This is a genomic window from Bacillus mesophilus (assembly GCF_011008845.1).
In the GTDB taxonomy this organism is placed as follows: domain Bacteria; phylum Bacillota; class Bacilli; order Bacillales; family SA4; genus Bacillus_BS; species Bacillus_BS mesophilus.
On record NZ_JAAIWM010000010.1, the window covers coordinates 39,491 to 52,199 of the forward strand.

Below are 12,709 nucleotides of genomic sequence, written 5' to 3' on the forward strand. Positions count from 1 at the left end.
GAACGGAGGATTTTTCATTGGCTATTTCAACTATAAAAAGTGATCTTATTAAAGAGGTAAATAAAGTAGTGTTAGGGAAGGAAGAAATCACAGAACTCATCGTTATTTCGATGTTATGTAAAGGACATGTTTTACTCGAAGATGTACCAGGTACGGGGAAAACGATGCTTGCGAAAACCATCTCTAAACTAGTGGGTGGGCAATTTAAGAGACTTCAGTTTACACCTGACGTTTTACCGAGCGACGTTACTGGGGTTGAGTTTTTTAACCCAAAGGAAAAGCAGTTTGAGGTTAGATTGGGCCCAGTTATGACGAATGTGTTGTTAGTAGACGAAGTGAACAGAGCCACACCTAGAACACAGTCAAGTCTACTAGAGGTGATGGAAGAGCGTCAAGTAACGATTGGTAATGAGACAATTAAACTACCAGTACCATTCTTCGTCCTAGCCACTCAAAATCCATTAGAGTCACAAGGGACCTTCCCGTTACCGGATGCTCAGCTAGATCGATTCTTTATGAGTATCGGGATGGGTTACCCAAGCTTTGAAGAAGAACAGCAAATGATGAGAATTTACCGTGAAAAGGAACCATTAGAAGAGATTAAATCCTATTTTTCATCAATTGATGAATTTGTGGATCTTCAGTCTCAGGTAAAAGAAGTTCATGTCTCAGAAGACCTAGAAAAATACTTATTATCAATCATCCATAGAACTAGACAGCATGAATATGTGTCAGCAGGAGTAAGTCCGCGTGGAACTTTAGCATTTATGAAGGCCGTCCAGGCAAAGGCACTCTTAGAAAATAGAAACTACATAATCCCAGATGATGTGAAGTTTATAGCCCCTTATTTGTTAAGTCATAGGCTTCAGTTAACGATGGAAGGAAGTATGCTTTCAACGAAACGAGACATCATTGATGACATCCTACATGTTATGGAAACACCAGTAGAGGAAGGCGTTTAAAGTGAAGGAATGGAGGAAGGAAGCAATTCATTCAGAACGAGCAAAATTTCTTCTTGTACTAGTTGTATTCTTGACCATATGTAACTACTTTCTCTTATCAATATCCTTATCGATTATGTTAGTAAGCTTAATGATTATCTTTTTATTTTCCCATTTTTATCATAAATATGTGACTGTTTCCCTAAAAAATAAACGTAAGACAATTCGGATTTTTCCAGGTGAAACGACAACGGTCTCAATGGAGTTAGAAGCTAGAAGCATCGTGTCACTCTATTTTGGAAAACTAACTTTTTTGGCAGGAAACAATATTAAGATAGATAATGTTAGAACATTGTTGGAGAAAAAAGATGCAACGGAATATGCAATTGATTTATCCAGTGGGAAACAAAAATATGATATGAATGTTACTGCGTTAAAGAGGGGAAGAGCAACATTACGCCATCTTGAACTTCAGTTATTCGACCCACTTTTTTTAGGTAATTCTATTTTTGTTTTTAACCCCTTTTATAAAACTGAAATTCTAGTATTTCCGGTCATTAAATCAGTGGTTGGCATGGAGTCACTAGTTGCGAAAGAGTTAGGGAATAACCCTTCTATTTATTCGTATTTTCAAGATCCTATTTTAATTTCAGGTGTGCGTGACTATGCACCTAATGATTCTTTTCAGCAGATTCATTGGAAGGCATCCGCAAGAGCGGGAACGATGCAAACTAAAATATTAGAAAAGACATTTCACCAAAAGTGGACATTTATAGTGAATGTTAGTGAAGAAGAACAAGATGGTTCCCAATCCTTTTATTTTTCAAAACAGCTTGAAAATCGAATTAGTCATATAGCTTATCTTATTCAGCTAGCGGAAAAGCAAGGTGTAGCCTACGATTTGTATGTAAATATAGTGGCTAAAAACAACCGGAAACTCGTCTATTTAGAAGAAGGTAGTGGAAAAGAGCACCTGATTAAAGGTTTAGAACTGCTAGCAAGAATTGACCAAATGAGCTCACCAGTAAAAATCGAAGCACTTTTAAGAGGGGCTGAACCAAGTCTTCGCCATTCTTCGTGCATCATACTCTGTGGATTTTCCAAAAGAGAGGTTTTCTCTCATCTTACAGGTAGATATCTACATCAGCTTCCATTATATGAATTACATTCGACAGAAACAGGAGGTACGATCCAACGATGTTAAAATACGATTGGAATATCTACCTTTTGTACCTTTCAATAGTAGTGTTTGAGATCATTAGCTTCTATTTGCTTACTACCTTAGTTACTGATGCTATTAATCCTGTTCATCTTATTCCTATTTATGTACTTCCGTTTGCTGCACTAAAATGGGTTCAAATGAGTAATGTAAATATTTCATCGGCACTCTACTTCGTAGTCCCGATTGTTCAAGTTCTTTCACTCTATTTACTTGGATACAGTCTAATGATAGTGGGTTTTCTTCTGCTATTTAGCTGTTGGAGGATTTATACGTTCATAAAGGAGTCCTATCCAGATCAACAGGTAATATGGCTTGGTTCTGTCCTTGCTGCTACCTTTGTCATTTTGTTCATAAAAAGAGAGTTTTTATTAGAATATGTTAGTTGGTTCTTGGTGGTCCTTCTTTTATTTTTAGCCATTCGTGTACTAACACAATTAAAAGAAAACACATGGGTTTTAAAAAAGGGAAGTTATCGTCAATTGTTTTTACATATTACCTGGATTTCAGCTGCTTTATTGCTAGTGTTTCAGGGTGCTTTATATATCCTGCATTACATCATTCCATTTCTAGGTAGATGGGTTGGGTTTATCGTAGGTTATCCTATTTCCTGGTTATTGGATCAGTTTGGGATAGAGTTGAATGATAAGGAAGAGCAAGACAATAATACTACTTCAGAAGTTGCTGAAGATGACCCATTTGAGAATTTAACACAAATCAATGAGGGGGAGTTAGACCAAGTTATACTATCCATCATTGCTTTAGGTATTATAGGGGTCGTTCTGCTTCTTATATATCTAGCACGTAAAAACCTTCACAACTTAGAAAGTGATGAAACAAGTGTGATCACTGTTGTTGATTCGGATTCTAAGGGGTTGTCATTTCTCAAATCTTTAAAGGAAATCGGCAAGGGCATATACAGTAAGCCAGCCAAAAATGAAGCGAGAATACAATTTAGTAAATTTCAAGTCTTTATGAAGAAACGAAATTTGGAAAGAAATCCAGCTGAGACAGTAGAAGAATGGTTTGAACGCCTTAAATTAACAGATTCCGATGCTAGAACCATTCTAAAAGTCTATCAGCATTCCCGATATAGCTATTCGTCTATCGCGGATCATGAGTTATTGGCTTTTCAAAAAGGGATAAGAAATATTAAAAAGAGACTAATAGAAGAATCTTCTCACAAATCATAGGAGGATATATATGAAATCAGCACTAGTTTTAGGAGGTACGATGTTCTTTGGAAAACGACTTGTTCAATTGCTAATTGACCGTGGTGTAGAGGTTACAATTGCAACAAGAGGAAAGACAGAAGATTCTTTTGGAGATGTGGTGAAAAGAATTTCTCTTGATCGGACGATAAAAGAAACCATTCAGCAAGGATTACAAGGATTGAACTGGGATGTGGTTTATGACCAAACCGCCTACTCACCTATTGAGGTTAAAGATGTAATTGACGTATTGAAGGGTCATGTAGATCAGTATATCTTTACATCAACCATGGCTGTATATGACCATGGCCTTCAAAGAAAAGAAGAAGACTTTATTTCTAACAATTTCAATTATGAATTAAGGGAACGAAGTCAATATATCGGGATAAGTGGATATCAGGAAGCAAAGCGCGCATGTGAAGCATATTTAACTAGATATTCAACTGTTCCTGTATCATTTGTACGCTTTCCGTTAGTTGTTGGGACAGATGATTATACGAATCGTTTAAAGGTAATTGTTGATCGAGTAAAAAATAATCAGGAAATCCATGTCTACAATCTGGATCTTGGTTTAGGGTTTATCTCCTCTGAAAAAGCAGCTGAGCTTCTTTATTGGCTAGGTCAAACGAAACAGGTAGGAGCATGGAACGGGGCACTCGATGGCTATTGGACACATAGGAAGCTTATAGAAGAAATTGAAGAGGCTACTGGAAGGGGAGCGTTAGTAAAGGAAATGGAGCAACCGTTACCTGAAACAACGAGTCCTTATGCTATGGCTGCAGATTGGTCAGTTGATGCTGAAAAAGCAAGATTGGCAGGTTTCAAGTTTGGTACAATTGAAAGTGTTCTAAGACCACTCATTGAACACTATGCCAATAATGATTAGTTCAACAAGTAGCCTTTTTTTCTTCAAGTAAGATTTATTATATGGCTAACAAAGGGCTTGCACCTCTGTTTTAAAATGGATTGTGTTGAAACGAGCCGTAAGAATCATATATATTGTATTGAGAAAGATGTATAATCAAATTGTGTTTTTTATTAATAAGAAAAATAATTAAGCATCTTTATGCTGAGTTGTTATAGTTCAGCGCATTAGGCTGGTGCCTTTTTGATAAAGTTCAAAGAAAAAATGGTAAATCACCTTTTCTTGTCGGGGGCCTGCAGGCTGCAGGTCAGTCAGGCGTTGCAACAGGACGTTGCGACCTTAGCCTGACAACCTCTTCATCAAGGTGCTTACGCTTTTCTAGCTTGTCTAGCTTCAGCACCCAGCCCCTCGAGGTCAAATAACCCTATATCAAGTAAAGGGAAAATCGCCCTTTTCTTGATATAGGAACATTTGCTTGTCGGGGCTAAACAGGGTGCTTACGCTTTTCTATAATAAGGGGGAACGATTTATGAAAGTAAAATTAGGACTTTTATACGGTGGGAAATCGGCAGAACATAGAGTTTCGCTTCAGACGGCTCTTGCTGTGACTAAAGCGTTAGATATGAATAAATTCGATGTACATCCGATCTATATAAATGATCAAGGGGCATGGGTTCGTGGAGGACAGCTAACTGCTCCAGCTCAAGATGTGAAGGCATTAGAATTATCAAAGGGAGAGAATGTAATTTCACCAGTATCTCTGAATAAAGAGTTATTTCCAGCTAACCAATCAGGAGAGGATCAATCAATTGATGTAATATTTCCTTTATTACATGGTCCGAATGGTGAAGATGGAACGGTTCAAGGACTGCTGGAGTTGATGAATATTCCTTATGTTGGTAATGGCGTGTTATCTTCAGCTGCTGGAATGGATAAGGTAATTATGAAGAACCTATTTGCTCAAGCAGGTTTAAAGCAGGCAAAGTATCTTTCTTTTATTAGGAAAGAATGGGATCAACAAAAGGAAGAGCTAATGAACAGTATTGAAGAAAAGCTTGGGTATCCATGTTTTGTCAAACCGGCTAATCTTGGATCTAGTGTTGGGATTAGCAAATGTAGAAATCGCCAGGAACTTGAGACTGCTTGTGTAGAGGCTTTCCAATTTGATCGAAAGCTTGTGATTGAAGAAGGCATTATCGGAAGAGAGATTGAAATCGGTATTTTAGGAAATGATGAGCCTGAATGTTCCGTGGCAGGAGAGATTGCTCCTAAAAAGGATTTCTATGACTATAAGGCGAAATATGAAGACGGTGATACAGCACTAATTATCCCGGCTGAGCTTTCTGATGCGCAATATGAAGATTTAAAGGAGCAGGCTATTAGAGCATTTAAGGCGATTGACGGTGCTGGCCTTGTTAGAGCAGATTTCTTCTTAACTTCAAATGGAGAGTTCTTAATTAATGAGGTAAATACGATGCCTGGATTCACTCCGTTTAGCATGTTCCCACTTATGTGGCAGCATACAGGAATCTCATATCCTGAGCTAATCGAGAAACTGGTAAGTCTTGCCCTTGAGCGACATGAACAGAAACAAAGTATAAAGCACACGTTTTAATTGAACCTAAGCCTGAATTGTAGAAATTACAATAACGGAAGCTAATTCTTAAATGTGAACACCATTTGTAAAAAAATGGTGTTTATTTATGACTATTGGACACATGGAAGGGGAGCTAATATCTTGATTACTAGAAAATTGGGTGAAATTGAAAGAATGATTAGTAGCTCTGAACTAGTAGGGGACCCTGAACTTACAGTATCAGGAGTTTCTATTAATTCAAGAGAAGACCTGAATGGTAAATTGTTTGTTCCTATAAAAGGAGAACGTTTTAATGGGCATGAGTTTGTAGAGGACGCTTTTAAAAAGGGAGCAATTGCTTGTCTATGGAGAAGCGAAGAGCCCAACAAACCTACAGGAGTTCCTTTAGTATTAGTTGACGATACTTTAACTGCTTTACAGGAGCTTGCCTCTTCCTATAGAAACGACTTGGCATTAAAGGTGGTTGGGGTAACTGGAAGTAATGGTAAGACTTCAACGAAGGATATGATTTTTTCTGTCTTATCAACTCAATATAAGGTTCAAAAGACTGAGGGGAATTTCAATAATCATTATGGATTACCTTTAACAATATTAAAGACGAAGGAAGATACAGAAGTATTGGTCTTGGAAATGGGTATGAGTAGCAGAGGTGAGATTGAACTCTTATCTAAGCTATCGGAACCTGACGTTGCGGTTATAACGAATATCGGTGAATCGCACATACAAGATTTAGGATCACGGGAGGAAATTGCAGAAGCAAAACTGGAGATTACTGCGGGCCTAAAGAAAAATGGTTCCTTTATTTATATGGGAGATGAACCTCTGTTACAGGAGAGGGTAGAGAGATATGAGGATATTAAGCTGATCCCATTCGGACAGGAATCAACGAATGAATACTATCCGATCTTTATTAAGCAGGAAGCAAATGGTACATCGTTTACTACCAATAAAGCTTCGCGTCCTTTTTTTATTCCTATTCTAGGAAGACATAATGTCTATAATGCTTTAGCTGCAATTGCTGTTGGTCAAGTTTTTAATGTCTCATGGGAAAATACAATCAGAGGACTTTCTCAATTGAAAATGACTAAAATGAGAGCAGAAATTAGTACTGGTATAAATGGTTCAACCATAATTAACGATGCATATAATGCTAGTCCTACTTCTATGAAAGCGGCAGTGGAACTGTTACAAGACCTTGAAGGCTACAAACGAAAATACCTTGTGCTTGGTGATATGCTAGAGCTTGGAGATCAAGAAAAGATGTATCATCAAGAAATTGGTGCCTTAATTGATCCTGCAAAAATTGATTTTGTGTTTACATTTGGTGAATTAGGAAAATGGATTGGTGAAGGGGCATTACCAAATTTATCGAAAAAACGTGTGTTTTCCTTTACAGATAAAGAAAAGCTTATTGAAACCCTAAAAAACGATATAGCAGATAAGGATGTTATTTTGATAAAAGCCTCTCGAGGAATGCGTTTAGAAGAAGTAGTCGATAGCTTGAAGAGTGAAGAGTAGTGGGATAAGTGCTTAAAGTACGGTCTATTATATTATTATTATGTTAAAGAAGTGAAAGGTGATCACAGTGATTGGTTGTCTTTGTATTCATGGTTTTACAGGTTCTCCCTATGAAGTGGAGCCATTAGTGAACTATTTGAGAGAGCATACTGATTGGAAAGTAGTAGATCCGATTTTACCTGGTCATGGTGACGATGGAAATTTATTAGATGTCACCTATCGTCAATGGATTGAAGCGGTGGAATCAGAACTACAATCTTTACAAAGAGAATGTGAAATCGTTTATGTAATCGGATTTTCAATGGGGGGCTTATTAGCAGCTTATTTATCCACAAAATACCATATCGATAAACTTACATTACTTAGTGCAGCTGCTTATTATATTAATGTACGGCAGTTGCTAGTTGACATTAGAGATATGGCAAGAGACGGACTAAGAGGACATCTTCAGGAAAATGTTTTGTATCGTCGTTATAGGAACAAGATAAAAAGTACACCTGTATCAGCAACGAGACAATTTAGAATGCTTGTTAAATATATACGTCCTGTTTTAAAAGAAGTTCATACACCTACGCTCATTATCCAAGGTGAATGTGATGGAATTGTACCTACTAAAAGTGCAAATTATATTTATGAAAATATCGGTAGCGACGAGAAAAGAATGGTATTTTTACCCGCATCCCCTCATCACGTATGTCATGGATCCGATCTTCCTAAGCTAATTGAAGAAGTAACGGAATTTCTTAATATTAAACAATAAAGCTCCTGTAGAGACAGGAGCTTATATTTTTTGATTACGAACTGGGCTTTCAAATGAGAATACAATTCCACCTTCTCCGGCATAAGTACCTATAACAGGTCCCATCTCCGTAAGAATCCCCTCTTTAAATGGGTAGCGACTCATGATTTCAGCTAAAACTTCTCTTCCTTTTTCTTCACAATTACTATGTGAAAGAGAGACAACTTTATTTTCAAATTCATTCGTGTGCTCACCTATCGAATCAATGAATTCGCGAAGTGCCTTTTTATCACCGCGAACCTTTTCGAACACTTCAATTTTGCCTTCATTGTCTACACGAAGAGAAATTTTAATATTTAAGACGTTGGCAATTGCACCTTTAAAACGGTCTAAACGTCCGCCTTTAATTACATTTTCAAGCGTGTCTAAAAGGATAAACGTATTTGTTTTAGGAATTGCAGCCTTTAATAAAGCGACAACTTCTTCAAAGGACTTACCATCTTCAATTGCTCTAGCTGCTTGTACAAGTAAAATAACCATTCCTGGTGAGCCATTGCTAGAATCAATCACTTCAATTTTTCTATTAGGTTGCTCTTCAAGAAGCATATTTTTAGCAAGAACAGCACTGTCATACGTTCCACTTAGTCCAGATGAAATAGTAAGAACGATAATAGAATCATCAACATCCATCTTCTTATATGATTCTAAAAAGTCATAAGGAGCAGGGCAAGCTGATTTTGGTAGCTCTTTTGATTCTCTCATTTTTTTGTAAAAGGTTGGGTTATCAAGCGTAACTCCTGCTTTGTAATGTTCTTCACCAAATTGGATGTTAAGAGGGACAACTTCAATATCGTATGTTTCTTGTAAATTCTTTGGTAAATCTGAGCTGCTATCAGTAATAATTTTAATACTCATTCATCCACCCACTTAATTAAAATAGCTAATTCTCTTCAATATTAACATATCTCTTCTTAGTCAGTTAAATAATTGTTAAAAGTTGTATTCGTTTCTTAATAATGGTATGATGAAGTTTAGTGTTTGGAATACGCTACTTTTTACAATTTCCAGCTTCCAGCATTCCAAAGTGGGAATGCTTTTTCTTTATATAGGTCAAAATACATCTGTAGTAGTATTACTTAATCATATAAAATTCATGAATGTATACGGAGCTTGTAAAGGGTAATCTTCCGTTCAATCGTAAAAAACACGTAATTGAAAGATAAAGGAGAAATGTTAGTGAGTAAATTTCAAGATTTGGGAATCAGTCAAGATTTAATGAACGCAATTAGTAAAATGGGGTTTGAAGAGGCAACGCCAATTCAATCACAAACAATTCCACTTGCATTAGAAAATCATGATGTAATTGGTCAAGCTCAAACTGGTACTGGTAAAACTGCTGCTTTTGGTATTCCGTTAATTCAGAAAATCGATGTTAGCAAAGATATGATTCAAGGGATTGTAATCGCTCCAACAAGAGAGCTGGCTATTCAGGTTTCAGAAGAGCTTTATAAAGTAGGTTCTTCTAAACGTGTTCGCGTTCTACCGATTTACGGTGGTCAGGATATCAGCCGCCAAATTCGTTCTTTAAAAACAAAGCCACCACATATTGTTGTAGGTACACCTGGTCGTTTAATTGACCATATCAATAGAAAGACCTTACGTCTACAGAACATTCAAACTGTCGTTTTAGATGAGGCAGATGAAATGTTAAACATGGGATTCATTGAGGATATCGAATCAATCCTTTCTGAAGTACCAGCTGAACGTCAAACTTTACTATTCTCAGCAACAATGCCTGGACCAATCCAACGTATTGCAGAGCGTTTTATGAGAAATCCTCAAATTGTAAAAGTAAAATCAAAAGAAGTAACGGTTCCAAATATTCAGCAATACTATGTAGAAGTTCATGAAAAGACGAAATTTGATGTACTAACTCGTTTATTGGATATCCAGTCTCCAGAGTTAGCAATTATCTTTGGTCGTACAAAACGTAGAGTAGATGAGCTTTCAGAAGCACTAAACACACGTGGTTATGCAGCTGAAGGAATTCATGGAGACATGACGCAGGCAAAACGTATGTCAGTTCTACGTCAGTTCAAGGAAGGTACAATTGAGATCCTAGTTGCGACTGATGTTGCGGCGCGTGGTTTAGATATCTCTGGTGTAACACATGTTTACAATTTTGATATCCCGCAAGATCCAGAATCTTATGTACACAGAATTGGTCGTACAGGTAGAGCTGGTAAAAATGGTCTTGCTATGTTATTCGTTTCTTCTAGAGAAATGGGTCAGCTTAAGAACATCGAGAATACAACAAAGCGTAAAATCGATAAAATGAAGGCACCAACTTTAGATGAGGCATTAGAAGGTCAACAAAAAATGACAATTGAAAAGCTTGTTAGCACGATGGAGACAGGAAATCTGTCGTTCTATAAGCGTACGGCTGAAGAGTTGTTAGAAGAACATGATTCAGTATCCATTATTGCTGCTGCTCTTAAGTTAATGACAAAGGAACCAGATAGTACTCCAGTTAAGCTAACTTCAGAGCCTCCAACGATCGCTAAGGATCGTAAGCCTAAAGGAAAAGGCGGTTATGGCGGCGGTGGCGGCTATAAGGGCGGTGGATCTGGTGGCGGAAACCGAGGAGATAGAGACCGCGGTGGCCGTTCTAAAGGTGGAAGTGGTAGACCTGCTGGTAACAGCAGTAGAAGACCTAGTCGCCGTGTTGGTGCAGGTTCAAGTGCAAAACAACAATAATACTGTAAAACGTGGTGTATTTCATACACTGCGTTTTTTTGTTGGAATTATTTTCGTGTGTGTTGCTATATCGATGATTCCGATCCTTTATCGGCTTTAGGAGGTAATATCGGTAATCTTAAACACGGTGGAGGAAACCTCTCATTATTCAGAGTCGAATTTTAGACGTGCAGTCATATCACTTCCATCCTTACATACCTTTTAAAGTAAGGGGGGACAAGAAATGAAGTTTTTTCATGACTTTAGGGAGTTTGCTGTACGTGGAAATGTGATTGATATGGGAATTGGTGTAATAATTGGGACGGCTTTTGGAAAAATTGTTGATTCTTTAGTGACTGATATAATCATGCCTCCAATTGGATTAATGCTAGGGAAGGTTGATTTTTCAAATCTTTTTATTAACCTCTCTAATGAAGATGTGCATACTGTTCTAGAAGCTAGAGAGGCTGGGGCTGCGACAATTAACTATGGTCTTTTCGTGAATACCATCATCCACTTTGTAATTGTGGCATTTGCCACCTATCTAATCATACGTCAAATAAACAGGATGAAAAAGGCACCAATGGAGTCCATTACGAAGAAGGAGTGTCCTCATTGTTTTACTAGCATCCCAACGCTAGCACAACGATGCCCAAACTGTACTACGTACCTTGATGAGCTACCTTCGTCTGTAAAGAGTTCTAAAAATCCACGTTTAAAGGTAAGGGTTAGATAAAACTTCATCCTGTAAAATTCGTAAGCTTATGGAAAGTTTGGGAATACTAATCCTATCAAAACAAAGTGAGGTGTCTCCCTTGACGATTGTACGACTTGGATATGTTGCGATGAGTGTTCATCTGCAAAACTCTTCACCTTCTCAAACTATGACTTTTGCACAATTTACGAAGCTTAAAAATCGTGAGGCAGCACTAAGAAAATTAGAAAGAATTGCTCAATCCAATTTGCAAAATTGTCTTAGGCTGCTAAAGCATAATTTAGCTTTTGATATTACTTTCTTTAGGTTGAGCTCAAAGTTGATTCCGTTAGCTAATCATGAAGAGTTACAGGATTGGGATTATCTAGAGAGTTTAGCTGAGGGGCTTCAAGAGATCGGAGAATTTGTCCATAAGCATGATATGAGAATCGGCTTTCACCCGGACCATTTTGTACTGCTTAACTCACCTAACATAGATATATTGAATGCGTCCATTACAACATTAAGGCTTCACGAGGCATTGTTAAGAGGTATGAACATTGATCGAGAACACCGATGTGTCATGCATGTGGGTGGAGGTTATAAGAATAAAGAAAAGGCGCTAGAACAGTTTATACATAATTGGCAATTTGTCCCTCAAGACTTACAGGAAATGGTCATGCTTGAAAATGATGACGTGACCTTTAATCTACAAGATACACTTTACCTATGTGAAAAACTTGGAATTCCTCTGGTGTTTGACTATCATCACCATCTTGCGAATCATCAGGATGAAAATTGGGAGCAGGATTGGGAGCGAGTAGTTCAAACCTGGTCTTTTTCTAAGTTGCCTTTGAAAATGCATATAAGTAGCCCAAAAAGCGAAAAGGAATTTCGAGCACATGCGGATTATATAAATCCTGAAACCTTGCTGCATTTCCTACAGCAGGTAAAAGGGTCTGTTCCACAAATAGATTGCATGATAGAGGCCAAAAGAAAAGATGATGCTCTATTCAAGCTAATGAATGAGATTGTTAAGGATCCTTCAGTTAAAAAAATCAATGGTTCTACCTTTAAAATTGAATAGTTAAAATAGTAATCCGGTTCTTAATATAGTATGGTTAAAGTGACGCTTAGCGGTTCAATCCGTGATTTCAACCAACGTGTAGTGAATGAAGAATTAACTACA

Annotated in this window: 11 protein-coding genes; 10 read left to right on the forward strand and 1 reads right to left on the reverse strand. The window is 37.4% G+C overall.

The features are described from left to right. The first annotated feature begins 32 nt into the window (after window positions 1-32). The 7 genes from G4D63_RS19490 to G4D63_RS19520 all read left to right on the forward strand — a co-directional run bounded on the left by G4D63_RS19490 (window position 33) and on the right by G4D63_RS19520 (window position 8,111). Window positions 33-962, forward strand: coding sequence for an AAA family ATPase (locus G4D63_RS19490; protein ID WP_420837835.1), 930 nt, complete (start codon window positions 33-35; stop codon window positions 960-962). A gap of 1 nt (window position 963) precedes the next feature. Further along, window positions 964-2,145, forward strand: a complete 1,182-nt coding sequence (locus G4D63_RS22310; protein ID WP_163181736.1) for a DUF58 domain-containing protein — start codon at window positions 964-966, stop codon at window positions 2,143-2,145. Continuing rightward, window positions 2,139-3,353: a hypothetical protein gene (locus tag G4D63_RS19500; RefSeq protein WP_163181737.1), complete on the forward strand. Its 1,215-nt coding sequence runs from the start codon at window positions 2,139-2,141 to the stop codon at window positions 3,351-3,353. Before G4D63_RS22310 ends, G4D63_RS19500 begins: the two co-directional genes overlap by 7 nt. Window positions 3,354-3,363: 10 nt before the next feature. Continuing rightward, window positions 3,364-4,257 carry an NAD-dependent epimerase/dehydratase family protein gene (locus G4D63_RS19505; protein ID WP_163181738.1) on the forward strand — a complete coding sequence of 298 codons (894 nt, stop codon included), beginning with the start codon at window positions 3,364-3,366 and terminating at the stop codon, window positions 4,255-4,257. A 508-nt stretch (window positions 4,258-4,765) separates the two neighbouring features. After that, on the forward strand, window positions 4,766-5,851 hold the full coding sequence (locus G4D63_RS19510; RefSeq protein ID WP_163181739.1) for a D-alanine--D-alanine ligase: 1,086 nt from the start codon (window positions 4,766-4,768) through the stop codon (window positions 5,849-5,851). A 123-nt stretch (window positions 5,852-5,974) separates the two neighbouring features. After that, window positions 5,975-7,351 carry a UDP-N-acetylmuramoyl-tripeptide--D-alanyl-D-alanine ligase gene (locus tag G4D63_RS19515; RefSeq protein WP_163181740.1) on the forward strand — a complete coding sequence of 459 codons (1,377 nt, stop codon included), beginning with the start codon at window positions 5,975-5,977 and terminating at the stop codon, window positions 7,349-7,351. A 67-nt stretch (window positions 7,352-7,418) separates the two neighbouring features. Continuing rightward, window positions 7,419-8,111: an alpha/beta fold hydrolase gene (locus G4D63_RS19520; protein ID WP_163181741.1), complete on the forward strand. Its 693-nt coding sequence runs from the start codon at window positions 7,419-7,421 to the stop codon at window positions 8,109-8,111. A 21-nt stretch (window positions 8,112-8,132) separates the two neighbouring features. Here the strand turns inward: G4D63_RS19520 and G4D63_RS19525 are convergent, their stop codons facing one another. Next, complete coding sequence (locus G4D63_RS19525; protein WP_163181742.1) at window positions 8,133-9,005, reverse strand: DegV family protein; 873 nt, start codon at window positions 9,003-9,005, stop codon at window positions 8,133-8,135. A gap of 321 nt (window positions 9,006-9,326) precedes the next feature. On the opposite strand from G4D63_RS19525, the gene cshA reads away from it, so the two are divergent. The 3 genes from cshA to uvsE all read left to right on the forward strand — a co-directional run bounded on the left by cshA (window position 9,327) and on the right by uvsE (window position 12,607). Next, window positions 9,327-10,847 carry a degradosome RNA helicase CshA gene (gene cshA / locus G4D63_RS19530; RefSeq protein WP_163181743.1) on the forward strand — a complete coding sequence of 507 codons (1,521 nt, stop codon included), beginning with the start codon at window positions 9,327-9,329 and terminating at the stop codon, window positions 10,845-10,847. 223 nt (window positions 10,848-11,070) lie between these two features. Continuing rightward, the gene (mscL, locus tag G4D63_RS19535; protein ID WP_163181744.1) at window positions 11,071-11,562 is read left to right on the forward strand and encodes a large-conductance mechanosensitive channel protein MscL; all 492 of its coding nucleotides are present in this window, start codon (window positions 11,071-11,073) and stop codon (window positions 11,560-11,562) included. A 79-nt stretch (window positions 11,563-11,641) separates the two neighbouring features. Then, window positions 11,642-12,607 carry a UV DNA damage repair endonuclease UvsE gene (uvsE, locus tag G4D63_RS19540; protein ID WP_163181745.1) on the forward strand — a complete coding sequence of 322 codons (966 nt, stop codon included), beginning with the start codon at window positions 11,642-11,644 and terminating at the stop codon, window positions 12,605-12,607. The last annotated feature ends 102 nt before the right edge of the window (window positions 12,608-12,709 follow it).

Excerpts from the sequence above, each read along its gene's own strand:
- G4D63_RS19500 (WP_163181737.1), top strand. The coding sequence starts at position 2,139 with ATGTTAAAATACGATTGGAATATCTACCTTTTGTACCTTTCAATAGTA.
- G4D63_RS19505 (WP_163181738.1), top strand. The coding sequence starts at position 3,364 with ATGAAATCAGCACTAGTTTTAGGAGGTACGATGTTCTTTGGAAAACGA.
- G4D63_RS19510 (WP_163181739.1), top strand. The coding sequence starts at position 4,766 with ATGAAAGTAAAATTAGGACTTTTATACGGTGGGAAATCGGCAGAACAT.
- G4D63_RS19525 (WP_163181742.1), bottom strand. The coding sequence starts at position 9,005 with ATGAGTATTAAAATTATTACTGATAGCAGCTCAGATTTACCAAAGAAT.
- mscL (WP_163181744.1), top strand. The coding sequence starts at position 11,071 with ATGAAGTTTTTTCATGACTTTAGGGAGTTTGCTGTACGTGGAAATGTG.